This window comes from Natrononativus sp. DTA114 (genome assembly GCF_059736515.1).
Window position 1 is genome coordinate 58,390 of sequence record NZ_JCASSN010000006.1, and the last position, 25,533, is coordinate 83,922.

Annotated in this window: 19 protein-coding genes and 1 pseudogene; 8 read left to right on the forward strand and 12 right to left on the reverse strand. The window is 48.2% G+C overall.

Annotated elements, in window-relative coordinates; all coding sequences use genetic code 11:
- Positions 1-657: 657 nt before the first annotated feature.
- The 6 genes from AC6I6S_RS19130 to AC6I6S_RS19155 all read right to left on the reverse strand — a co-directional run bounded on the left by AC6I6S_RS19130 (position 658) and on the right by AC6I6S_RS19155 (position 12,437).
- On the reverse strand, positions 658-1,419 hold the full coding sequence (locus tag AC6I6S_RS19130) for a hypothetical protein (RefSeq protein ID WP_497952424.1): 762 nt from the start codon (positions 1,417-1,419) through the stop codon (positions 658-660).
- A gap of 5 nt (positions 1,420-1,424) precedes the next feature.
- Complete coding sequence (locus AC6I6S_RS19135; protein WP_497952425.1) at positions 1,425-1,967, reverse strand: helix-turn-helix transcriptional regulator; 543 nt, start codon at positions 1,965-1,967, stop codon at positions 1,425-1,427.
- A 362-nt stretch (positions 1,968-2,329) separates the two neighbouring features.
- Positions 2,330-3,685: a hypothetical protein gene (locus AC6I6S_RS19140; RefSeq protein WP_497952427.1), complete on the reverse strand. Its 1,356-nt coding sequence runs from the start codon at positions 3,683-3,685 to the stop codon at positions 2,330-2,332.
- Positions 3,678-6,962: an SRA domain-containing endonuclease gene (locus AC6I6S_RS19145; protein ID WP_497952429.1), complete on the reverse strand. Its 3,285-nt coding sequence runs from the start codon at positions 6,960-6,962 to the stop codon at positions 3,678-3,680. The genes AC6I6S_RS19140 and AC6I6S_RS19145 overlap by 8 nt, the downstream gene beginning before the upstream one ends.
- A gap of 740 nt (positions 6,963-7,702) precedes the next feature.
- The gene (locus AC6I6S_RS19150; RefSeq protein ID WP_497952430.1) at positions 7,703-9,271 is read right to left on the reverse strand and encodes a hypothetical protein; all 1,569 of its coding nucleotides are present in this window, start codon (positions 9,269-9,271) and stop codon (positions 7,703-7,705) included.
- A complete protein-coding gene (locus tag AC6I6S_RS19155) occupies positions 9,249-12,437 on the reverse strand; it encodes an Eco57I restriction-modification methylase domain-containing protein (protein ID WP_497952431.1) in 3,189 nt (1,062 codons plus the stop codon). Before AC6I6S_RS19155 ends, AC6I6S_RS19150 begins: the two co-directional genes overlap by 23 nt.
- Before the next feature lie 133 nt (positions 12,438-12,570).
- Here AC6I6S_RS19155 and AC6I6S_RS19160 point away from each other — a divergent pair.
- The 4 genes and pseudogenes from AC6I6S_RS19160 to AC6I6S_RS19175 all read left to right on the forward strand — a co-directional run.
- Positions 12,571-12,702, forward strand: a pseudogene (locus AC6I6S_RS19160) (IS6 family transposase); the annotation flags it as partial.
- A 281-nt stretch (positions 12,703-12,983) separates the two neighbouring features.
- A complete protein-coding gene (locus tag AC6I6S_RS19165; RefSeq protein WP_497952432.1) occupies positions 12,984-14,036 on the forward strand; it encodes an HNH endonuclease in 1,053 nt (350 codons plus the stop codon).
- A 634-nt stretch (positions 14,037-14,670) separates the two neighbouring features.
- On the forward strand, positions 14,671-15,225 hold the full coding sequence (locus AC6I6S_RS19170; protein WP_497952433.1) for a winged helix-turn-helix domain-containing protein: 555 nt from the start codon (positions 14,671-14,673) through the stop codon (positions 15,223-15,225).
- On the forward strand, positions 15,225-16,628 hold the full coding sequence (locus AC6I6S_RS19175; RefSeq protein ID WP_497952435.1) for a hypothetical protein: 1,404 nt from the start codon (positions 15,225-15,227) through the stop codon (positions 16,626-16,628). The genes AC6I6S_RS19170 and AC6I6S_RS19175 overlap by 1 nt, the downstream gene beginning before the upstream one ends.
- Positions 16,629-17,073: 445 nt before the next feature.
- Here the strand turns inward: AC6I6S_RS19175 and AC6I6S_RS19180 are convergent, their stop codons facing one another.
- The 5 genes from AC6I6S_RS19180 to AC6I6S_RS19200 form a co-directional block, all read right to left on the reverse strand.
- The gene (locus AC6I6S_RS19180) at positions 17,074-17,364 is read right to left on the reverse strand and encodes a winged helix-turn-helix domain-containing protein (RefSeq protein ID WP_497952579.1); all 291 of its coding nucleotides are present in this window, start codon (positions 17,362-17,364) and stop codon (positions 17,074-17,076) included.
- A 346-nt stretch (positions 17,365-17,710) separates the two neighbouring features.
- Positions 17,711-18,028, reverse strand: coding sequence for a DUF2085 domain-containing protein (locus AC6I6S_RS19185; RefSeq protein ID WP_497952436.1), 318 nt, complete (start codon positions 18,026-18,028; stop codon positions 17,711-17,713).
- The gene (locus tag AC6I6S_RS19190; RefSeq protein ID WP_497952437.1) at positions 18,029-18,580 is read right to left on the reverse strand and encodes a hypothetical protein; all 552 of its coding nucleotides are present in this window, start codon (positions 18,578-18,580) and stop codon (positions 18,029-18,031) included.
- A gap of 116 nt (positions 18,581-18,696) precedes the next feature.
- Positions 18,697-19,803 (reverse strand): type I restriction enzyme HsdR N-terminal domain-containing protein, encoded by a 1,107-nt coding sequence (locus AC6I6S_RS19195; protein WP_497952438.1) that lies wholly within the window; start codon positions 19,801-19,803, stop codon positions 18,697-18,699.
- Between the two features lie 95 nt (positions 19,804-19,898).
- Positions 19,899-20,204: a winged helix-turn-helix domain-containing protein gene (locus AC6I6S_RS19200; protein ID WP_497952440.1), complete on the reverse strand. Its 306-nt coding sequence runs from the start codon at positions 20,202-20,204 to the stop codon at positions 19,899-19,901.
- A 207-nt stretch (positions 20,205-20,411) separates the two neighbouring features.
- On the opposite strand from AC6I6S_RS19200, the gene AC6I6S_RS19205 reads away from it, so the two are divergent.
- From AC6I6S_RS19205 to AC6I6S_RS19220, 4 genes are all read left to right on the forward strand, one after another.
- Positions 20,412-20,981, forward strand: a complete 570-nt coding sequence (locus AC6I6S_RS19205) for a PadR family transcriptional regulator (RefSeq protein WP_497952441.1) — start codon at positions 20,412-20,414, stop codon at positions 20,979-20,981.
- The gene (locus AC6I6S_RS19210) at positions 20,981-21,823 is read left to right on the forward strand and encodes an FmdB family zinc ribbon protein (RefSeq protein WP_497952442.1); all 843 of its coding nucleotides are present in this window, start codon (positions 20,981-20,983) and stop codon (positions 21,821-21,823) included. Before AC6I6S_RS19205 ends, AC6I6S_RS19210 begins: the two co-directional genes overlap by 1 nt.
- A complete protein-coding gene (locus AC6I6S_RS19215) occupies positions 21,820-22,551 on the forward strand; it encodes a zinc ribbon domain-containing protein (protein WP_497952444.1) in 732 nt (243 codons plus the stop codon). The genes AC6I6S_RS19210 and AC6I6S_RS19215 overlap by 4 nt, the downstream gene beginning before the upstream one ends.
- Positions 22,552-22,732: 181 nt before the next feature.
- Positions 22,733-23,599, forward strand: a complete 867-nt coding sequence (locus tag AC6I6S_RS19220; protein ID WP_497952445.1) for a DUF8008 family protein — start codon at positions 22,733-22,735, stop codon at positions 23,597-23,599.
- 258 nt (positions 23,600-23,857) lie between these two features.
- Here the strand turns inward: AC6I6S_RS19220 and AC6I6S_RS19225 are convergent, their stop codons facing one another.
- The gene (locus AC6I6S_RS19225) at positions 23,858-25,381 is read right to left on the reverse strand and encodes an AlbA family DNA-binding domain-containing protein (RefSeq protein WP_497952446.1); all 1,524 of its coding nucleotides are present in this window, start codon (positions 25,379-25,381) and stop codon (positions 23,858-23,860) included.
- Between the last annotated feature and the right edge of the window lie 152 nt (positions 25,382-25,533).

Below are 25,533 nucleotides of genomic sequence, written 5' to 3' on the forward strand. Positions count from 1 at the left end.
CAAACACAGCCGTCGTGCTGATCTAATTCTCTGCACTGACCGTTCACTACCCTTCCTGGACCGCCCTTCGAGCCATGGGACATTCGCGCTTCCTATTCAGCAAAGGTACAATGAACTACCAATCTTCTATTAGAATCGGCGTGCGAGATACAGAGGGTGGATGCTGCACGGTGGCACTGTTTAATTCATCCACTTAGTTCGGGGTCAACCGACACATGCGGCTGCGAACTGACCACTGCGAATTCTATCAGCAACGTATGATGTTCTGAGAGGTCTGCTGAATAGGTCCTCTGTGCTGACCACAATAGAATTGCGTGAGATTGGGGGATCGCTTCGTTCGATAGTTGAGCAAACTACGATTTCCTCTACGACTACACTGTCCCGTATTCTTGACCGAAAAGACTGGTATTACGAACTTGCGCAGGAGTTCGGTTGAGATGCTCAACGCTTCTCATATCAATCCGAAGTCTGAGAACGTTCTTATAACAGCCCACTTGACGCTGTTAATGAACCTACGCTTTGTACATCAATTGGCTCAGAGGCGGGCGGTTCAACGAATAGCCCTCCTGCCCCGTTGTTCCAGCGACTTAGACCTCCACAACAGAGGTTGAAGATATATCCCAAATGGGGTTAAAGGCAATGTCCAACTTCTGTTGGTCACTCAAATATTTCTTCAGCTACTGCGTTTAGGTAGTCTTTGAGGCAATCTATTGCTCTTGGACCCACTCGTTCGGCTGCCTTGGGCTCTAATATCATCAAGGCAAACGTGTCTGCAAGTAGCTCCTCTTCACTTAGCCGATATGATGAATACTCTCCTTCTCCCTCTGGTATCGACCCTCTGAGCCGTTCAGAGAGGCGAATTGCATCTTCTCGGGCACCATCTGTGTCAAACACATTCTCCTTGTTCTCGTCAAATCCTGCCCTCTCACTTTTTTGCCCAATTTCGAGATCAAAGGCGTGTCCAAGCTCGTGTGCTACTGTCGGCCCTTTTCTCGCACCCAGAAAGTCATCTGGGTCAGTATCTACAACGATACGTTTCGGTACCGGATCGAAATACCCCAATACGTCATTCTCATCTATGTCACCATCTAGATTAGAATTATTTACATACCCACTTCGTTCTGCGAACTCAAGCACCCGGATTGCTCGGTCAAACAACTTTGCATGTGGGATTGTATCTACATGGGGAAAGTCCATCTCCCATATATTAGCTTCCCACGTATCTACCTCAAGAGTAATCGGCTCGTTTGAGTTCTCGTCCTCCTGTTGGTCGACCTTTGGTCTGTTCTCATGGATTGCTTTTGCTTTTGCCTTACTTTCTCCACCCCCTCGTAGTGTGAACGGCGATGGATTATCCCCTAATTGCTCAAAACCGCGTACAGTGTCGAGTGATGATGGCAGTTTCTGAAAAATATACATCTAAATTAATGAGTGTTCGGGGCAGTCTCGTCTTCTCTTTGTGTAATGTCAGTATCACCCTTCTCCTCAATCTCCCTCACACGTGCGACGAAAGTCTTCGCCGCATTGGCTTTCCCTGTCGCATCGTATCGGTGTGAATCAACTGTACTTGGCTCAATATTCAATATCTGGGCGATTTCACTTCGACTGAATCCAGCTCTATGTAACGCTAATACGTGGGCCTGTTTCACCCCAATCATGCCGGACTCATGTAATGACCATGCGTTGTGAAGTGCACGTCCAACACGAGAGAGTTCTACCTCGGGAGTAGAGGTCTTAAATTCATGGACTTGCTCAGACATCGCTCCTCCCTCGATATTAGGTGAGTACCGTGGACTAAATCGTTCGTCCTTTTCGTTGTACGTACCCACGAATAGTCCACCTCGCCAATGGATATAGTACGCGGGCATCCCCTCCATTTCGGACTCCTCGTCAGTTACCCGCCCTATGAAGACAGCCTGCTGGTCCTGGATGTACACTGGGAACTCAACCCCCTCGTATTCGGACATTGGCTTCACCTTGCTGCTAGATAGTAGCAATAGGTACTTAAACATTTCCCCGACTTTCGTATCCACAAGCGAAGCTCTTGCTATGACCCGCTCGGTGGAAAAGTATCTCAACGGAATTAACGGCTACATCTTTCTCCCCGGACTACACTCTCTAAGTCTTGCACGCTACTTGTCACAGGAACTGAAAAGAACACCAGTTGTGCGATACATCGTCTCCCTGTATTGAGTGATCACCCCTTTCGCAGACAGATTCAGATGTTGTGCATCATTCGCGCCCTGTGTTCAGCAGAATTTCTGATATATGTTCCGAGAAGAGATCTCAATAGAAAAAATCACTTCTATAACGGAACACAGACTGAATTTCAGATTCCGGGTTCATCCAAAACCGTCCTGAGTACGGTCTCCAACTCTGATTCTAACTCTCCTGCTTGAAGAACAGCGATTTCCTCCTCAGACTGCTCTTCAACCGAGGCTGTTTCTCTTTCGAGATCTTGGACCACCAAGAGGCCATTCCATCCTGGTCCAAACATCTCGTCATCATCAAACACAAAGTCCTCGTTCACTCTAAGGAAGGCAAGATACTCGAGTGTCTCTTTGATTCCCTGGCGAATCGTGTCTTCTCTGGTGCTGTTCTTAACTTCCACAATCAGGTACTCATACTCTGACTCTGCTTCTGAGGCGACCTCGAGTACAAGGACGTCAGGCCGGCCAGTGTGGTTCTGATACTCTTTACCGAAATAGTCGCCGGCCACGTCTTGGGCAGTGAGTTGGACTTGCTCAGTCCGTGATGGGTTCTCTTTGTCATCCTCAGGAACAGCAACAAATGACAAGCCACGATCTGACGCCGAGGTATCGTGGTACAGTGCGATTTCTTTTTGATCGCTGAAGCGAGCGACTTCATCCCGACCTGTCGCGATGGTTTGGAACACTGGCTGGGTCTGGCGCATTCGCTCGAGTGTCGCGATGATGCGAAACAGAACGAAGAGCTCAAAGAGCGAGTCGGTATCATCGGGAGTGATTGCTGTCTTTTCGAGTAACCGTCGAATCTCCTCAGGCTCCCCATCGAATAGACGCTGTCGTGAGCGAAGGAGGGAGGCTGCCTCCCGGTATACATACTGGCGTGACTCCGCTGCGGTGGTCAACATCCGCTCGGTCGGCTCGTACGCCTCAGGCTCGCGAATTCTGCGGACGTGGACGTTCCGGTCGACGATCTGCTGTAGTTCATCGATCAGATCGTCGTCTCCTTGCCAGGTCTCTGATACCCACCCATAATTGGACTTGAGGTACTCCTCTGACTCTCGAATCGTTCGGTGGATTACAGAGATGAGGCGTTTGAGAACGAGGTTCTCCGGGATGTCATAGTTCTCCGACCGGTTGTCACAGACGAATAGGGACGAATCCCGTGGATGCTCCGAGTAACGTTTCTTAATTGTGTCCCCCCAGTTTATCCGCCCATCGACAGTCCCACGCCGTGTTCGCGATGTTGTACGAGTTTCAGTACGAATACTTCGAAGTTGGCTGGGGAGTTCTCTGATGAACTCCACGACGTCATCCTGGAGGACGAAGTGGAGGTCGAGAAGGAGCTCATAATCCTCAAATCGTTCATCGAGTTGCTCCGGCTTGAGCGAGCGAGCCAGCTCTTGCTCTGGGAAAGACCCATTCATCGCATAGGCCAGGATATCCTCAGTCAGCTGTTCGAGGAGCTCGCCCTTATTCATCGTCTGAGATCGTCACCTGTAGCATCTCTCGAGCTGCACTCGCGAGCAGAGAGTTGTTGATTTCAGAGAGGCCAGCGATTCTTTGGACGATTACCTTGCGTTTTGGGACGCCCTCGAGCTGTGGGAAGATGTAGCTGATAATTGCCTGTGTGAGGTGGAATTCGATCTCGCTCTCAGGATGCTGATTTACGTATTGCAATATGTCCTTTATGATCGCTGGCCCAATTGCTCGTTCTTCGACAGCCTGATTCGTCTCTCGCCATACCCGACCAACTGCTATCGCTTCCCTCTGAGAGATGTTCAGCTCCCAAGCATCTGCATACTCGTAGATGATCTCCCCCATTCGAATCCCATCGGTGGAATCTTCCGGGAGTTCTGGTGCCGGCACTCGCACGAACGCGAACCGGCGCATGAAGGCGTAACTCATCTCGTAAAGCGACGTCTTGTCGTAGGCGTTCATCGTAGCGAAGATTCTCCAGGAGTTGGGGACGACGTATTGGTTCGAAGCTGGGATCCCTGTGACGTCCTCATACGTGTTGAGCTCGATCTCACGTCCATCAAGGGTGTATGGTAGTTGGACGGATTGGCCCGAAAGCAGTGTAAACAGCTGGCCGAACGCTTTGTCGATATCTGCCCGGTTAAGTTCGTCAATGACGATCAGCTCGTTCGACTGAGTGCCCGTCTGAGTATCTTTGAGACGGTTGAGGACAATTCCCGGCTTGAACGAGAGGTTCTCTCCGTCTTCTGCTGACTCACTCGGCATATACCCGCCAACGGTGTCGAACGTCGACCAATCCGCAGTAGCAGTAGTCATCTCGAAGTCCGCATACAGGTACGGATAGTGGGTCGCCAAGTGCTCACAGACGCGCTCTGCGATTTCTGTCTTCCCAGTTCCTGGTGGGCCCGTAAGGAGGATGTGTTTTCCAGACCGAAGAGCGGTCGCGATCTGTTCCAGGATTTGTTCTCCAAGATTGTCTCGGAAGTGGAGTCCGTTGAGGATGCTCGCTGGTAGATCACCAGCGTAGGGGGTGTATGGGTTGATCGAACCGATCTCTGTCAGATCCTCCGCCATGGTCTCGAGGAGTGCCAGCGGTCGCTCGTAGTCGATCTGGTTGTCTTCTGTCCGGAACGTCCCAAACATCGATTGAACAGGGAATTGAACGCCAGATACCCCGACACAGATCTCATTGGCTTGTTCGATCTGTATACAGTTCGCCGTCAGCGCACTCAAATCGCGGTTGATGTCCGTGGGATCCCTCTCTGTAATGTCCTGCTCGAGGTTCATTTTCTCGACCTCACCAGCGAGGAACAGCCGCTCGAAATTCGCAACGAGCGGGAACGCTTTCTCTCCGGTATGTTCGTCCCACCACCAGTCCTCTTCCTTTTTGTAGGTTTGTCCGATGATTCCTATTCCAATGATCCCTCCCTCCTGTTGTTCGAATTCGTCGCTTGAGGGATCTGCTCGAGAATGGAGCACTGCAACATCTCCTTCGGTGAGTTGGTTCCATTGGTCTGCGTGCTCATCTTCGAACGAGACTGACCGGTACTGAATTGCGGTGAGCCAATATTCGGGTGGGGCAGTGAATTTTCGAACAGTTGGTTCCGTCTCTTGGATATGCGTCGTTAGAGGGTGATCTAATTCTGTGATGTTCGCCCCATGTTCTGGCTCTACTATGGAGTAGCTATCTTCGAGAATGCTATTTAGACGCGGTTGACTGAGTGCTCCTCCGGAGAGATCCAACTCGTCTTGGACAATACGCACTCCCCCGAGAAAGAGTGTCTTCGCAGGAGCAAACGAGCCAAGCGAGCCAACACCGAGCGCTTCCGCTTTTGTCTCGAGCTCTGGTTCTATTGATTCGTACACCGCACGAAGCTGATCGTACTTCGCTGCAGTACTTGCGCTCACAGCATCGGATGGCCTGAACCCACTGAGAGCCTTCGTCCAGTCTTTGATGATCTCCCTCCCAACACGACTTGTGAGCCAAGCCGCCCCCATATCTGTTTGAGAGAGTCGCTCCCGAACATCTGTGATCATTACCTCGATTGAGTCATATTCGTCGGTTGGTGTCATTGGATACAGTTGGCGGCCCTTGATCTGCTCGATGAATTCACTGATTGATGCGTACTCGTCGTGGAAGCTCGAGCCATCCCGGTCGAAGTTGATTGCGCTATACGTGTCGTTGGGCCACCCTTTGAAGCCGAGCGTATCCCAGAAGTCTGCTTGCTCGAGAGTGGCTTCGTAGACCGGCTCAAGGAACATCACGTGAGGGAAGGTCCGATCGGTCACATCCCCCCAGCCAACGGCTTTGGTGAACGCTGCAGCGTCCTCTTGGTCCAAGACAGTTGCATCTCGGACTTGCGCTAAGATGGTGTACTTTCCACCACGACGGCCATCGCGATCGGCGAATAGGAGGTAGTCGCCTTTCTTGGCAGGCGTATCTGTCTGGTTCCCCCAGACCCGAAGGGTCTCGTGTTCAACTGCGGGATCGTATACGTCGTCTATGCGATTTCGATGGACCCCCTCAATGACTGTCCGTTCGAAATTCGTGCGAATCGGTCCATCACCGCCCTTTACGGGAACTTGATAGACAGTTGGGTTCTCAGGGTCTGGGATATCGGAATGTGGATCGTGGTAGTTGATCGTGGTTTGTTCTCCTGGGTTTTCAGCCTCGTCTGGGAATGCTACCTCACCGATTGGCGATAGCTTGAATCGAATTGCTCTTCGGATGTCACCGTTGCTGTCGGGAAGGTCCTCAAAAAAGTGGCCAGCATACAAGAATTGGCCAACATAGCGAACGCCCACGTCCTCTATAGTGAAGAAGTGAAGTTCTCGGCCTTCTTCGACGTGGTCTCTTATTACCCGATTCCCATGAAGCATCTCCATATCGCCTTCCTGGCCTTCACCGGTATAGATTATCGACCCATCAGATTGGAATTCGTCTTCGTAGCCGTGGTCTTCTCCAGATCCGCCAGTGAACAGGAACACAACCGATTCGTCGTTAGAGGGTGATATCCCGCCCCGGTAACTGCCACCGTATTTCGCGTGAAGTTGTTGTCTGTTATAGACCGATCCTGGCTCTAATTCTACCGAGCTTTTTCCAAGGAGTTGCTCTGCAACTGCTTTTCCGTCGGCAGTAAGTCGATTTTGACCGTTCTCGCTTCCGAGGTACCCGATTGATTCTATCCACTCGAGGTGCCGTTTAGCGACACCAACGGTTTGCATATTACACTCTTCGAAGGTACTGACCAACAGGTCCATGATCTCCTCGTCAGTCATAGACTCAGAATAAAGCGCACAGAGGATCGTATCGAACCCTTTGACTCCTGACCGAAGTGCGCTATACAGAACAAGTGGGTCAGAATCCCGAAGATAGCAGCGACCAGCGCGCGTGAGAGCGTATTTGTTGCCTACGCTTTGAATAAGGCCAATTGTCTCGATGAAGTTTAGATGGGTTTTGACAGCGTTTTCCTCTTGGCCGTTCGTATGGGAGAGGACCCAATCAACTGCTTTACTTTTTGGGACACCTCTTTGGGTGTCTGAGTCCTCGAGGAAGCGTAGAAAGTTAGAGAGGATTTCTAAGCGACCCTCGATTCCACCATAGAATCGGACAGTCGACATCCGCCGTCTACTTGACATTACATTGAAAGAGGTAACAGCATCATTATAAATCCTGTTAAGAGCTACTTCTGGTTGAGGGTTGGCTAGTAGAAAAAGGCAACTTTTCGCAAAATCAGTCTTGCTAGATCTGGTTCTCCACGTTCGTAAAGATAAGCCAGCAAGCCCCCAAACCATTCTGCGAGTTCAAATTCGAAGTGGTAGTTTGAAGATAAATGACCAACTATTCCTTGATCACCGTTTAATGTTTCATCACTTTGCCGACTAACCAGATGTGAGGTGCCTCTGTTTGGAATATTAGCTCTCTTCTCGTTGCGCCAACGAAATCACGTTCAGTTTCACCTCTGACAACTTTCGTAAAATAATGAATTTAGCATTTTTATATCTCATAAATAATAATATTAATCTAGATCCTGCCAATTCTCAATAGCACTTAGTGCAGATTTTTTACGCTCATACTCCTCAATTTCATTACGATTTTTCTCAATTTCCTGATCAAGTGTATCACGTGTGTGTTCAATGTTGGAATTATTAACAATATATCTCAACACATGCCTCATGTTTGTATCAATTTCGTCAGTATTATCTTCGATCTCCCAAATTTCGGGAAAAGAATCAAGAAAAATTTCACGAAGAATAATCGTATCTCTGGCGGTAATATTCCCACTCCTGCCAGAATGGACAAGTTTGTTTCGTGTTTGTTTCAAGCGATAATATATATCGTCCACATTTTCAATAGAACAAAAATGTCCCGTACGTTTGAGAACATCTGCACTTTCATCTTCACTGGGTTCAGTATAAGAAATATCCTCGAGTCCGCGCCAGTAGGCAAGAAAAGAATCACGTGGATTAGTTGCAGACACCGCTGAAAAGAACCCTTGCAGACCAGAAGCAAGCGACCTCTCAGATAAACGAGCGTATGATGGTGGAAATTTACGGAAGCCTAAGTCTGAATATGTAGTTTGAAATCTCCGATCTAAATCAATCGGATTACCAAAACGGTCCGATCTGGAAACACTAGTTACGAGCTCGCTATCTTTGCACACCAATATAAACGGAGGTCGCTCGACAATTAGTTCCTCATCGAGAACATTGGAGGAAAGCAACTGATCGAGGGTTAGCTCACTCAATAGGTTAGAATCATAGTAAATAGTGTAGTTAATTTTCCCAATCATAATCTCGATAACATCGATAGCACTAGAAGCCGCTTCTTTAGAAGATGGGGCCTCAATACTACATGACCAGTACCAATCACTATTGTATGAAGTGGGGTGAAGTTTAGACTCGCTTAAAAACTCCTCGAGCGGCACGCTTCCAATAGAAATGTCACCTATGTCGTTCGACTCAAATATTTGGTCAATTGTGGAATTACACGCCCGAAAAATTTTGTTACCATTTACAAGAAAACTCTCTTGTTCAGATTCTTGGATGTTTAGAGGGAAATATATTCTGTACTCTGTCTCATCAATTTGTTCTAATATCTCTTCTAAACAATCATCAAACATTTGTACTGTTGCTTCATCAGAAACATCAACAAATGGCTGATCGAAATCACATTGTGGGTCAGTCTCTGCCTCATCAGTTGCGTCCGCAAGTTCGGATAGAAGAGGTGACACATCAATCACCTCGGATTGTTTTTCTCCCCCGTTTGGCGTACTTGCATCCGGTTTTTGTTGTTGCAAACGCTGTATCACGTTCATCAATGCTCGATGGACCATCCGCTCCCACCGATCCCCAGAATATCCATCTTCAATATTAATATACTCTGGACGGTCATTGGGATCGATATATATCGCGGCAATTGCTCCGACCAGAATTGGGTAAGCCTCAGTTCCTTTCGCGGAGATCTTCCCAAGTCTATCTTCTCCCTTTGTAATTTCGACTACCTCATTATCCTGATCGCGAATGATGCCTTTTAATTCGTCGCAAGCCCGAACTATATACTCTTCACGAGACATCTTGATACTCACCTCTTTGAAGAGATTCCAAAATAAGATCATGATATCCCGAATCCATCACACGCGGACTTCGTACAAATCCAAAGTCATTAAGAACTTCTTTGATAATTTTGTGATCCTCAAAACCATAAAGGTCAAAGGCAGCTGCATCAATCTCTGCCCGTAATTTCCGTCTGTGCTCCTCTGACTCAATAACTGGCTGAATGTTTAATGTCTCCCGTTGTGGCTCAAAGGGAGCCCCGGTCAGATTTAGGCGGGCAACACGCCTCAAAATTGGTTCAAACAATGGGTGATCTTCCGTTATGAAGGGTACCCTAGTTTCAAACAAAGTATATTTTGGAATGGAGTTTGTAACTTTCTGTCGGAGCAAATAGTCATATGGAACACTGTTTAAAAGACCCAAGAGAACTAAGCGTCGCCTGATATTTGTTTGGTCTCCTCGGTGGGGATCAATGCTATTCAGCGTGTTTATGTGAAAGTAATTCTGAGGAAGAAGAGATGCAATCATACTTCGCTCATTTGATGAGTTTGTGATTCGACGATAGACAATCCGTGAAGAATCGGCTGGAAGTAATCCAGAATCTGATGTTCGTTTTCGCTCACGTAGATACTCTTGTGTCGAGATCCCCTGTTCTGCATCACGTGGAATAGTCCATAGTTCTGGCTCGTCTACAGCAGCCTCTGGGACAGCCTGGTAGGCGTACTGATAGATGTTCGACCCTCTATATATGGGGCTACTATTCTCAAAACGAAATTCTGAAATATACCTGCTATCAGATGTCTGATTAAATTCTCCGGTTGGAAAAATGGTCCAACCATCACTCCCTTCGTCCTCACTAAGAACTGGTGCGTTGAGAATCCGCTCCAAGGCTTCAAGTTGAATGTCACGTTCAATCTGCGGGAACGCAAGCGTTTTGGGAGAAAAACTAGCAATGAATCCTGTATCAACTTTATAATATTTCCCCATATCGGTATAATCTTCTGGGGTGACAAACCCAGATCCAACATCAATATTTCCAGTGCTCTGCCTTGCCTGGGAAAGAATAGTTGCATATTTGAATCTGCGATCAATTTGGTTGAATGTATTTTGATTAGTGAAAGTAGCAATACGATCGATATCCGTAGTAGTGAGATATCGGTCACGCACATGGTGAGAGGCTGAATTAGTCAGTACGGACTCGTCAACTAGTGCTGCGATTGTTCCCCCATTTGAAACGATATCATGGGCACGGTGGAGAAAGAACGCATCTATGATATCACTAGAACGTCTCCAACCTCTTGCAGGTGGAAGTTGAAACTGGCTGCCAGAATAGAGGTAATCAAGTATTGATTTATCGATTGACTCTTGTATGCTGGACTCAGACCACGGAGAGTGAAATAAGATGACGTCAAATCCACCTTCGTCCATGACACAGGGAAATTCAAGTGGCCAGTGGAAAGCCTCTTTTTTTGTGAGTTCCTCTTCCACATTTGTTCCTGACTCGCTATCCTCCTCAACTCCTCCATACAGCTCAAACTTCAGTCTGAGATCGATCTCCTTAGCTTGATCTGATATTGCCTCTATTATTGAATTGAGCCTTGTTTGTCTCTCAGTTGGTGGTGCAGTCCGGTAGCTAGTTAGAATTGGTCTGACCTTATTTGCCAACGTTTCACACGAATCGACTCCTTGTGGCAAATCTGTATGTGATTCTTCTGTACCTTGAAATGCTGTGAGGGGTAGCTGGCCCGACCAATACGGTGGGTCTGAACTAAACGGTTTTCCGATAATACTATTACCGACCTTAAGATTATGGCCAACTCTAGGAGGAAGAAACTCATCTCCATGGTTAAGTGTACAAATATATGCCAACTCTAAACGAAAGCGTGCGAGAGAGACTGCCTCAGGATCAACATCGGCACCAAAGAGATTTTGAGAGATCGAGGTCCAGACCAAATGTCCTTGACGAGTTTGGTTATTTAATCGCTCAGGACATTCATATTGTGGATTAGTTGCAGTATGAACCGATTCAATGTACTTTCGTAGCCTCACAACCGTGTCAAGAGCGGATACTATGAACGCTCCACTCCCCATTGCTGGGTCACCTATGCGGAGTTTAGGAAGGATGTCTGTATGTATAGTTTCAATAACATCATGGTTTAAATTGCTATGATCGGTTTCAACTGACTGCTTACTAGTGATCGAACTGATAGGTGTGCCAAGAATCTCGGATAGATCCGTATAGGTCTCATCAACAGAGGTGTGAAGTTGGTTGATAATTGCATCTTCAATAGCTTCATCAGCGACTGGACATGTCAACTCAGGTGGCGTGCTGTATCCTTCATCGTGAGTCAGAGTTAGATGGCGTTCTAGAGCAATTCCAATAGTATGTGCTGTGACTTGATCAAGACGAGTCCAGTCGGTATCCGAGAGAAGCCAATCAAATTTATCAAGTCTCTTCTCAAACTTTTTTAAGAGTGAGCTTAGAAGTTCCCTCTGGGCGGAAATGCCGGGTACGTCTTTTAATGGGCGTTGATCATTTAGAGCTGTGGCCTCGTAGATAGGTTGGAGTGTCTCTGGTACGTCTCTTGATTTTTTGCTTGAGAAGAGACTATCCAATTGTTTTAAAAACAATTGTTGAAATGACTCAGTATCAGACACTACATGTTCTGCTAGTATTTTTGATCGTAGTGCAGTAAGCAGCAATGAGGCTGAGAGATACTTAGTCTGTTCATTGGAAAAGCTGTACGTAGAGTTAACTCCCCTATCGATCTCCCTATACAAATCTAACACTGTTTTCGAGAATCGGTCATTGAGGTCTGATTTAGATAAGGCATCGGCTGTTGATCGTGGTGATTCCGGGTCAAGTGCATTAACTCGATCAAGTGTTTTTCTGAGTTCTGTTTTGGAGTCAATGAGCTTGGTTGGTTCAAACCGATGATATCGCACTGATGGGGTTCCAATTGGTCGTCGAACAAACCCAACTAACCATGCAGCACTGAGATTCTCGTGAAGAACAAGCACACAGCGCCGTTCTTCTGTAATATCAATGTCAATTTCAGAAGCGTTATCTGGGGTTGCCGTTTCGATATCGAACCAAGAAATCCTATTTGGATCCAGACCAAGCTCGGAAAAGGTCTGTCTAACTGCACTGGGGGTATTCCATCCTCTAATATCGGAAGGTGTAAGTTCCTGATTCACGATCCCTCAAACTCCATACTCAACTAACAGACAGAGAGGAATAAATAACTAATCACATTTACGGCACTCTTTAGTGGAACCGCTTTGAGGAACGAGCAGATCGTTGAGTTGGTTTGGACTATAACTCAAAGACCTGATCAGCGAGAGCTACGACGCGGATTTAGAATAAGTTCGGGAAAACGAGCGGACGGAAACGCCTGTTAGTTCGTTTGCAGTCCGGCTCCATGCAATTGAATGTTCCCTTCGAGAGACAACAGCGAATCTCCCCAAATAAGGATTTGAACGCTCATATGGTGCGGTTTGATGTTAAGTGCAACGGGTTGCTGACACTGTTCTGGCCCGCCATTGTTCCAAGGATGGAGCTCTCGTACGGTCCATCAGAACACTTAGTGTCTCAGGTAACTTCTGGGCATACTATATCTGGAAGGACGTTATTCACATGACGCTGAAGCGGTACTCCGGAACAGTTTATGGCCAGAAATCATCATCGTTTTGGGGTCGCCTCCAGTGGTATTTATGTCAGTGAACTCGTAGTGTTCTATAGCTATGAATTCAGATCCCGATATTTTCATTGCACCATGTAGTCGCGAGCATAAAGAGACAACCATCAAATATTTCAAGGACACTGTGCTCGACGGTATTTCTTCCACTGAGTATCCAAAAATTCAAGATCTCGGATACGAAGGTTCGGTTCCTGTTTGGGGCGTAATGGAGTCGAAGGAATCGACTTGGGACAAAATGGATGGCGGTGATATCGTCTTGTTTTATACAAAATCGGGCATCTATACGCACTGTGCGAGGGTCGACAAAACCCACACAGATGAAGCTCTTGCCCGCGATATTTGGGCACCATATGATGAAGGAAGAACGGTAGACGATATCAAGAAACCTTGGTTACATCTGTTCTTTCTCCGGGATATCACTCAGGTAGATATTCCTGCAAAGATTCTTCACGATGCCTTTGGGTATGATATGGAATATCCATTAGGATTTATGCGCCCATCAGATACTGCACATAATCGACTTCGAACTGAGTCTGGCAGTGTCACCTCGTTTCTCAGCAGCTATCTCCCAGACACGTCATCACAATCGCGAGAAGACACCTCCGAAACGACGGAGGAGCCTCGTAATTCTGTACCAGAATCCGATGATTCACCTAAGCCCGAAAAAACGAACCGAGTAGATCGCGAAGAGAGGGCCAACGATCTGCGCCCACCTGAGCGAACTGAGACCTCTATCAGCAGGATCATTCGTAATACAACACTTGCGAAGGAGCTCAAAGAGCGATATGCGCATCGATGCCAGATCTGTGGCGATCACCGAAAACGAACGAACTCTAGCCGCTATGCGGAAGCACATCATATCAAACCACTCGGTAATGCTGAACCAGGGCCCGACTCTGAAGAGAACATTCTTGTTCTTTGTCCTAATCACCACTCAGACTTTGACTATGGAATGATCGAAGTCGATCCGGATTCTTTTGCTATCACACATGCGTATGATACTGCTGTCGATGGAGGAACCCTATTTGTAGATGCGGACCACGACCTTTCAAAAGAGTATCTTGAATACCACAATTCTGAGCTCTCTAAATTGTAAGTTGTCGGGTTGGTTGAACCTCGTGCACGGGTTCTGAATCTTGAGATGCGCTGTGGGATGGTCTACTGGCCACTCATCGATGTCCGCTTGTCGGGGTCCCATCGGTACTATTCTCCAAAGGCGTAAGCGACATTCTCGAGATGGGCCCGGGCAGCGTGGCTTCGAATTGTTGGGAGTTCCGGCACGTCATCATCAGGATCGACGGCTACTGTACGGGGAATGTTATCCCATCCATCTTTGTGGCCGAAGAACATCCGCTCGAAGCCATATCGGCCGCTTGCATCCACTTAGAGAACGATCGTTATTGGGGTCCGAATTTGTGAGTATGAGTACCCGAGGTTCTCATGGTTTTTCGCGATCGCGATGACCTCGAGCAACCGGTTTCGTACAACCTTCTGGAGTGACACGAGTTCTTGCCGGTTTGCTTAGTGCAGCAGAAACCGTAAGATCGGGTTTGATTGTGGCATCGCTGGCTAAGGCCAAACCATCAGTCAGAAAGACAACTCAAAATTAACAAAGAAAGATTGGTTCACACAGCACTCCCAGTTTACGCAGTGATTCATTGAACCGCGAACGTTTTGACCGGTAATTTTATTTATCACCTACCCTTAACCGTCTGATACGGTGACTATAGATGTCTGATCCAGGCCGTGATGAAGGTGAAGAGACCAAGATTTCTGCGTTGGAGTTGGGTTCAGACTTCCAGGACCCCCTCGATGATTTTGCAGACGATGATTTCGAAGTCGATGGATTCGGTGACGAAAAAAGCGAAACACTCGCACAAGACAAAGTGCGACGCGCTGTCCGTAAGTTCGGTGAAGACGGGATCACTGTCAGCGAAATCATGGAGGTTACCGGTCTTGCACGTAATACTGTTGATAAGCATCTTACACGGCTTCAGCAGTTGCGGGAAGTTTATCGCCAAAAACGCGACAAACAGACCTACTTCTACTACCCTAATGGAAAGCCGTTACATTCCTTTGGCAAGAAGCGGATAGAAGGTGGTGACACAATCTTAGATATTCAGCTTGCTAAAGGTAAGAACGAGGACTTGTACTTCCATCTGACCGAAAAGCGGTACTCGCTCATGGAAGGCGAGACGACCGAAGGGGCAGTAATATTCCCACTATCAGCACTCGACGAAGTCTTCCAAAACATGCAGGAGTTCGCAGAGGAGGTTGAAAGATAATGCAAAAACTACAATTCATCGAGAAAAACGCACAGGGACTTGAAGAGATTAGAATCAGTGACGTCGAAAGCATCGAAGCACCGTTCTATACACCAGAAGTGAGTGGTCCAGAGGGACTTCAAGCACTTATAGAGGCAAAAGACGGATTAGAGCCCCAGAACCCAATCATGGTCCCCGGTCACCGATGGCAGGACATTCGATCTAAGCCTCGGTTCAAAAAGGTCAGAAACGACATCTATGATCTGGTGAGGAATCATCCAGTCTATTACTATGAGCCGGTCGAACTCTTCCGATATACGCGCCCACAAAATCTCGTGACGTATGCGTTCCAGGGAGACCAAACCCGATCACGAGACTTCTATAGTAAGCTTCGTGATAAAAAGTATAAACAGGCAATAAACAAACTCCCAACGTTCTTCCAGCCCTTCGTTGAGGCGCAGATGAAGCCGCTACTGAAGAGCAAAAACCTAAAGGTACCAATGATGTACCAGTCTCAGAGCAGTGGGAAGGTACACGAAGCTTGGCGGGATTCGCGTGCTGATTCTGGGTTCACCGGATACTTCGAACGTCTAGCTAACGACGCCGCCAAGGCGCCTAATACTGCAGTTATTCCGCCAGTTCCACCGGTATTAAAGTCCTCCGGCAAAGACGCGATCAGCCGGTCGATTGGGTTCAACGGTTACATGCGAGAACTCTGTGACACGAAGTGGAATGAGCCATCTAGCGGTGCGGTTACGTCATACCTCCACTTCTACATTGATCAGGGCTTATTCGAGCCGAGTGGGAGAGAGAACCGTCTTCGAGTTCTCGAAGCTATCCGGTCGGAAATCGCGAATGCCTCATATGCGGGTGTGGCACTTACAATTTCGAAACCTGAAAACGTCTGGAAAAAAGGGAACGACAAAACCCTCGAACAGTTCGTCACTGAAGTTACGAACTTCGCACGTCAGGAACATTTGCCTGTCATTATGCCCCGATCTGGCTATTACGGGATGCACCTGACTGATAATGGTATTCAGGCTTTCTCGTGTCTAATGAACGGAAACCTCGCTTACAATCGACGTGGAGGTGCACCAGATGAACGAGCGCGCTACGGAACGCTACCCATATACGGCGCTGCTCGTGACGTGAACGCCGAAGAGCTTGACCGTTTGCTGAGTCGCAACGGAGGATCCGTTCACGATATTTCCGACCTACCGAGTTCACCACCCACTTATAACCAGTCTGCCAACTCGTACAAGGGTAAATACGGAAACGCAAACGAATTCCGGATTCGATTTGGGAAACCCAGGCGATTGGTGCATGTGAAAGAAGCCCAAGAACTCCGTGATGGCCTCCGTCGTGGCACTGCTAACCCAGCAAGACGGTACTTAGAGCGGGGTCAGCATCCTCACCTATCGTAACCCGGGGGTTGTACGGCCGAATAAAGCGTTTCCGAAATAGGAACACGAACTTCACTTTGCTGTGTTCATAATTTGGTCATGGGCCTGCCGATCGCATCGATCGGCTACCTTCGATCAAGCCGTTCAATTACAGTTCGGTCTTGTATTGACCTGTTCAAGCGCATCGATTACGGTCAGCCCGTAATTTTTGGGATGGCCGTTGCAAGTTGTGCCGCCTTCTCAGCCGGCTGGTTCAACTGTCTCGACTCGGTGGTTAAACGACACGAGTGATTCGATAATCGACAAGTCGTCTTGCGGATATACAGTTGAGAGCATAAGCAGGCTGGCCTTGTGTTCACATAAAAACACGTTGATTTCCGAAAATCACGGGCTCTTAGACAACGGCACTTTGAAAATAAAACGTGATGTAAGTGTCGAGCTTACTCATTCAGCTGGATATAATTAATCAATCCACTAATGCCTCGAGATCATTAGCACCGAGTTCTTCACTGAGAAAAGCTTCCCCGTCATCCGTGATCCGGTAGAGTCCCTGAGTAACCCGTTCGACAAGACCGTAATCAGACATTAGAGATAGCCGATTGCTCGCATAATTGGCCACAGTGACATCCAGTTGCTCGAGTGCGCCAGGAGTCATGTTCCCCTCATCACGCATCGTTTCTAGGATTTTTTCGTCAACTGGACACATCCAATCTGCGCGCTGTCTTACCACATAGGTGGATGATACTGTAGAACTCATAATTGGATTTGTACATGTCTGAATGAGGGAGTCGGGCTTCTCGTGTACAATAGGATCATCAACGATAACTGCGGCATAACCTGGTGCGACCCCACTGGGTTCCAGCGTGACATCCTCATCGTGATTGCACACCGTGAGCAACTGGATGATCACCGACTCTAAGAATGACAAGAACTCCTGTTGGTCGCTCAGCTCGATAGAGTCTGGAAATCCGGCTTGTCTATGACAACTATTGTTCGAAAGTTATTAGAATCTGTTTTAAATATCAGCCCATCTTATCTATATCAATAATAATGTCGTATCATATATTTTCAAACCCATAATTTTCGACGGAGGTAGGAATCTTTCATACGAATATATTTCGCGCAATTCTAATGAGAAACATCATACCTAGGCCTGCCGGAAACCCGGTTAAAAATCTAAGTTTGTTCGAACTTTCTCTCTTCCCAATCAACTGTGTAGTTCCATCAATTGCAGTTGGAATTATTATCAGTATCCAGATCGGGACGAAAACCAATGATGGTAAACCAAAAAGATACTCAGCTATTAAAGCTGCAAAGAACCCAACGTAAATTCCGACACATCGAGAGCAGATCGGAGATCGATACCCATGAACCCTAAAACACCTTTCAGGTTCCCCATGGCATAAAAATGGAATACTCATCTATCGTCGTTCACGTAGAATTTGACTTAATTCAGCACCAATATTCTGATTTGCATCCAATGAGAGTGTAACCTCAAGCTGTTGATGTGCTTCATCCCCCGTAATAAACTTCATTTTCTGCTTTTCTTGTTTTTTGCTCTTATGGTCCCAATGTAGTGCGACCGCAATTAGCCCCACTCCAATAAGTAACGCAATAATAGCAATTCCGGGGTCATCAGAAATGCTCCCGAGACCTCCAAGCGCCAAGAAACCCCCGCAACAGCCTAATACCAATCTGGGATCAGCATTCTCTTCTTCTTCAATACCCGTCTCAATTGAACTTATATGTTGGTAATCAATATCTTTGAACCCTCCAGAATCTTTTAGATAGACTATCCGTCGATCCGTTGCTCCAAAGGTATAGCTGGGGTCAGAAGATTGGTTTTCAATTAATTCGGAGAAGCTTGGGTTATCATCAGTATCATTACTACCTTGAATTACTTCCATTGCTCTAAATGAGAGCAATAGTTCCTCATCACTAGCAAGATATTCCCTAAGAATACCTGAATCCATTTTATCGCTTATTATCTAATTCCCCTTCATAAACCTACCGAGAAGTAACCTAATAAGAATGAGGGGGTCAAGACTATAACCAGTTTCGCATGAGTTGGACAAGCACTTTGCGGTGACTACCACTCCGATAAAAACTCCACAGAGAGATCTACTTTCTCTGCAAGGCCGCGAATACGATCCTTTTTATTCTGCGTATTGAGTGAGGTGTCGAGATAGTGTTTGTTTACTAACTCATAGGGGGACCTCATTTCAGCCCCATTAGGATGAATCGGTTCGGAGTTGATAGAGCAGTTCTTTCTCGCATGAGAGGTAAGATGCGGAACTTCGATCTTGTCCATAAGGTCATGTTTCTCTATCAGGTAGTCAACTGCGGCACCCATGTTCTGTTTCTGATGTGTGTGCATTTCATCTCTATTGTTAGGAATTACCCTCCCATCAGAAAAACATATAATGTAGCCCCGATCGTCTTGTTTGCCATTGTTAGTTGGCTTCTCGGAATCGCATTCCCCCGATGTCTCATCAAGTTCTGACGTCACCTCTTCGCTGACAAACTGTCGTTGTTCACCGAGAACTGTAACAAGACTTTGTACGAAATCTCGGGCCTGTTCTTCGAGATCGATCGTCAATTCACCAACTTCGTTCTCGACCGTCTCAGCGACAGATTCTGTAATATAGTCCTCGTTTTCTTGCAAGCTTCGAATTGCTCGGTTCGTTCGCGCAACCTGCTCTGCTATTTCGTCGGATTTCCCCGAACGGATAGACTCCTTTGAGAGTAGTTCAAGTACTCCGGGGTTTTTGGCGAGATCGTCAAGGCAGAATTGGACAACAGAAACCTCTTCTCTATCCTTCTGCTGGCGGTCTTTAGTAAGAACCTCGAACGATTTTCCGTTTGTAAGGATCCCCCAATCTACATCAAGTTCCTGCCGCATATAACTCCGCAACTGCGTGATGTTCGCATCGGAGAGTGTGGAGCGAACGGGCTTCACCTCTACGAAGACAATGGGTGAATCCCCTACGAGAAGTGCATAATCTACATGAGTACTACCTGAAGCCATCGGAACGGTATACTCGAGGGCAACTTCCGTTGAGTAGAGATTCCATCCAAGTAATTCTAAAAAGGGCTGAACGAGTTTGACTTTTGTATTTTCCTCGTCCATTTGTGGTGAAGACTCGATGAGCTGCTGACTTCGATCAATGTACTCATCAATCTTCTCACAGTCCATTAATAAATTGTCTACAATGCACCTATTTATAACCTGATGAATATCGTCCGGACTTCCAAGAATCAGGTGGAATAGACAAGATTGGATACAATTACTCAATCGTCAAGTGGCTCGAGATCATTGGCATCTAACTCTTCGGCGAGATAAGCTAATCCATGCTCAGTCATTCCAAAAAGTCCCTTTTCAATTTTATCGAGAAGCCCGTAGCGTGAGAGTTCCCGACAACGCTCTCCAGCATACTTACGGCCGATATCAATACGTGAGGTTTCACCTTCACGCGAGAGCGCAAGTGGAGTCATGTTCCCCTCGTCTCGGATTACCTCAAGGATACGATCGTCAGCAGGGGACATCCAATCGGCAGTTTTCCGCATCTGATTATCAACTGGGTGAGTCTCACTCATAGTAACACCGATACGAAGTCATGAATACCTATTGGGTATTAATAGTTACCCAATGGCATCTCCCAACTGCCGTTGGGTGACAAACTATAAGTGGGTCCAGTTATACAGTCAGATTGGAAGCCGAATCCTCTGGGTATTCAAAATGCCCAGCGTGCTAGAACACGCCGGACGCGGCTTCCAACTCCCAACCACGGGATTTCAGAAGCCATGCGAAACAAACGCCCCCGAACCCATAACTGTAGGGTTCACGACCCAGACGCATCGTCCGACATCACCCACTCAACCGACTACAAAAACCTGCGCGACAACGCAGGTGCACGGACGAGTTCATCCACTTCCCCCCGTCCAGTAGATTCACCCAACAAAGAGTCACCTAACAATACCGGTGCCCACCCCGACGATGCGGACGTCGAACTCCTCGAGCACGATGGAATCATCATCGCTGACGGCGGAATAACCTGGAACGACCTCACTGGGTTCCAGCGTGACCTTCTCACAGCGATCGCACGCCTCGAGCATGCGGACAAAACGTCCTACGGCCTCGGTATCAAAACTACCCTCGAGTCCCAGTACGATACAATCGGTCACGGCCTTCTTTATCCAAACCTCGATCATCTCGTTACCTACAGACTCGTCGAAAAGAGCGAACTCGATGGACGAACCAACGAGTATCGACTCACCGACCCCGGCCATACCCTCCTTGAAGATCACGTCCAAACACTGGCCGTAGCAGGAATCAAACCATCCCAGCCAGTCACCGATGGGGGTGAGAACTGATGGTCTGTGGTGGCTGCAAACACTGCGGGCAGCAGACTACCAACAACCGCCTGTGTAAAACCTGCAAGCAACTCTCCGATCGCGGCTTTTTCTCGACCGAGACTACCACAGCGAACCCGAAGACACTCGAATACGAGTGTACGGCCTGCAGTCACGAGTTTATGACCGACGGTTCGGACGCCTGCCCGGAGTGTGGCGCACGACGCCGCCGGTATATCGGTCCACTCTCCGGAGAACAGAACTCCGAGACTAAAACCAGCAAACGCTCCGAAGCAGAGACCCCGCTGCTCACAGACGGTGGTCACGACCGCCCACAAGAAACTGAACCCACAAAAGCCGGAGCAACGAACGCTACCGATCTTGATCTCAGTATTGAGTACACAACGATCAACGGGCGCCGCAGACGCGTAACCTTCGTTCCAGATACCGGTGGAGAGGCCTGGCGGATAGAGCACGAACGTCGAAACGAGGAGTGGCGAGAAACTGGTCGCGAGCCTGTCTCAAATCTGGACGTATGCTTCAATGGTCGAGTCTCACCCTCTCGAGACCACGGTTGTAGACGGGCACGCATATCGCTTGAGGAGCAACTCGAGATACACCGGACGATCGCTCGCCTCGAAGCACTCGCACACGCCCACGAACAACTCGATTGGGATCAGATACCTGGATTCGCCAACACGGATGCGACTGCGTGGGCCGCCCAGCTACGCGACGCTGCTGATTGTCTCGAGGCAGATCTCGAACGTGCCGCTGTTCCAGCAGTCGTCGATTCCGATGGTGCTGTATCGAGCGTACGTGGCCCCTGCCCGTCTGCGGTCCTGAACGAGGGTGAGGAATCGTGAGTCTTGGTGTACGCGATTACGCGATCAGTGACGGCCCCTCAGCCACCTCAACCAGCAGTTCCCTCGAGGCGACTGCTATCGGCGTTGATCTCGGTGAGTATAATCTGTACACTGCCTGCCCAACGGCCATGCCTGATTGGAAGGGTGCGTACAGGGTCAGCGGCCAGGAGATTTGCACACTCCTCGAACACTTCCGAGAACATGTAATCCACTTGCTCTCGAGTGGGTCCGACCGAGACACAATCGCTGCTGCTGTTCGCGAACACCGAAACGGCATCGTCGTCAAGATCGACGAGGCCGCCGCCGAGATCTGTTCGTACGCACTGGCGTACGAACACCCAGTTCTGATCACCGAAAACAGCCATTTCGATCCAGATCTCTGGTCCTGGTTGGTCGATCCAGATGCCCACCGTGGCACAGCCTGGCTGTTGGCGATGGCTCACTTGCGACTGCGAACCATCGCTGCAGAATACGCTATTGAAGTTTCGACAGTCCCTGAGTCCCACTCTTCTCAGGAGTGCCACGCCTGTGGGGTTATCGGAAAGCGCGAACTGAACAAAACGTTCCGCTGTACAAACCCCGCATGTCACGTTGACGGCGTCTATGCCGATTACAATGCTGCGACGGTTCTTGCACAGCGCTACTATCCTGGTCAGTGCTGCGCGTATCCACTGACTTCCTTAGAGGATCGTCCAACACCCGTTGCAGACAGTAGGATATCTCCATGACGGCCTGTCGATTTCCTTCTTGCTACGTACCCAGCGGGAACACCAGCCTCAGTTTCTCGAGGTCGCCAGTGAAACCGGCCCGAGTTTCGAGGTACCTTCTGAATGTCCCCGCCCCCAGCTCGTGCTGACTGTCTCGAGTAGCGACTGCATCGTCCGCTGAACACCCCTATCGACTGAAGACATGAGCGCAAATCCAACCCCAACCGATTCCAATGCATCGACGATTCAAACACTCGCCACCGAACTCGAGGGACTCCATGACCGGCTGACGGAATTGGAGGCCGCACTCGAAGAGAAAGACGAACGCATTCTGCGTCTTGAGGTCGCCTGTGAGACCACTCGTAGAGAAAACGAGCAGCTACGCAAGCGACTCGAAGAACTCGAGACTACACGGACACCAATCGAAGCCCGGTTAGACGCTCACGAAAAGAAACTCAACGCGAACAAAGACCGCGTTAGCGAGATCCAAGCTCGCGAGCTTGAGAAAGGAGCACACTTACTCGAGGTAAATATCGACGAAAGCCAGATCGATGTTCAAGAAGGCCGCCTCGAGCGCATCCGCAAGGAGGATAGCAAGCGGTACTATCGCTTACCCGAGAGTGAAGACCCGCTCGAGCGCGGAGGCGATGTTGCGTTGGCTCACGGTGATCTCCTCCCGATCCAGCAACTTGCGCGGATGGACGATGATATGCTCCGTGCAACGACGTCATCGCTTCCTTCACGGCTTGCTGCGAAGCTCTGGAAAGCTCGTATCGATTCTACCGTCGGTGACAACCCATGGGAGAAGGGCAGTGGAGGTGTTCGCGAGTACGTAACCGCTGGTGATATGAAACACTGGATTCGCCGTCAAGAGAAGGGCGTAAGCGACGACTATGCCAAGAAGCTCGTCTCGAGAACGATCGATGCCAAACTCAATCTCTCGAAGAGCAGACTTGCAGTACAACGGAAGTCACAGCGAAAGAACGGGCTCGAGTACACTGAGCGCCGTATCTTACTAATGGACGATGCTGATATCCCTGGTGAGAGAGGGAGTTCCGGAGACACCTGACGTCATCGGACGGGGCTGTCTCTCGAGTACATTCACTCCCTGAGAAGGGGTTCACTCTACCCGCACAACGAAACTCCAATGCGATAACGGCTGTTCGCTCTCTACGGTTACTATCGAGTACGTCACTCGATCGGTCCTCGTCGGTCCTACTCGAGTGACTGTTCAGGGGCATTCACCAAGGACGCCAGGTGTCTCCGGACGCGGCAATCTCAACTCTGGAATGGGTAGAAAGCCCTATAACGTCTATCGGACGAACGCCTACCAATTAATCCAGATCATTGCATTTGTGTGTGGGACTGAACCCTGAACCGCAGTCAGAGATGTGATTGATGCTCTGATCAATTCATACTCATAGCGGTCATCGATTGGATGATGATCTTTGATACGACACGGGATTCGTTCGAATGTTGTGAGAGCTTCGAGACCATCATTTCTATAGCCTATATCGTCTAAAAGAAGCTCTGGTTGTTCGTAGAACGGATTTTGACAAATGGCCCATCCTGCAAAATCATCATTGCGTCGCGACTGTAGAAGCTTGACTGGCTCTACCACTATATTTTCTCCTCCAAAGTGAAAAGTTTCTGTTTCCATTTCAAATGGTTGGGCGTAGTGGATACCATAATCCAACAGATTAAGGAAGTTGTCTAACGGGGTCGTATCGATTGGAATACCGTCGGTACAGAAGCTAACTGCGAACTCGTCCAAATATTTCTGATCACCATTGATTCCTCGACGCGATCTGACTATGATCGTTCCAATGTTGGAGTCGGTGACAAAAACCATGCCTTCAGAGTGATGTTTATCAATAGCAAATGAGTCAGGAACACTACCATAGCGTTTATCCAAATCAACAGCAGCGATAAAGTCGCGCGCGCCCTGGCCAAACCACGCTGCATTTCGTTGTGAGATAGCGAAGTGTCCCCTTTCAATTTCAGCGTTGAACTCCTTTTTCAGAGCTGAGAAAACCAGTCCAAGATCTGATTTTTCAATATAGATGTTGTGTCCTTCAATTCCATAGGCTTGAGGGTAATATGGCACATGATGGAACGTGATCGTCTCGTACCCTTCTGCTGGAGTAAAGTAATACGGTGTCTGAGATGGCTCAAGATCAATTTCAGAGAATGCATGATCAGTAGAGGGGGTACCATTGGAACCTCCACGATTATGCCCGTTATGGGTTGTCTTGCTAGCTATGTCATCTATTGCTGTCACCATATCTTCCCAAAGGCTATCTCCTTCATCACGCTTTGAATCATCTGCTCTTTCATCGCCTTGGGGATCTAACTGCTCTTGAGGCGACGGTGTTCCTGATCGTCCTGGCCGAATTCCGTTTTGATAGAACTGATTCACCTGGCTCCCGGTCATATAACCCGTTGTAGAGCCAAGTCGATACGGAAATACGATTTTGCCCTTCGATCTCCTATAACTATACAGCCTATTCCCCGGATCTGTGTTCAAAACCAACAACTCATAGCCATGGTAGTCCGAATTCTTCCCAGTATACGGATTTATACTGTGATCCACACCCAATTTTGGATCAACCCTCTCTATAATATTCTGTTGGATACCCTCCTCAGTCTCTGATCCATTGGGTACTTCATGCAACCTGACAATCTCTCCACCACTCTCTTCTACTCCAACAATGACTGACCCTCCCCCTGAATTTGCTATCGCAACGAGCTCCTTTACGAGATCCTTTGGTTTTGCCCCGGGATGTTTATAATCTAATTCGCGTGACTCTGGCTGCTCCGCATCAATTATATCGTCAATGTTCAACCCCATCTTCGAGTCTATGTTTGAATTGAAATTTGTATTATATTTGTTTTCTGATTGTCTGATGTGACTACTCGCGTCACTGCTCTCGAGCAGCAAAGTGAACCCAAATTCGACTAAGCAAAGATTATAACATCCTGGCTTAGTGATGAGTACATCTA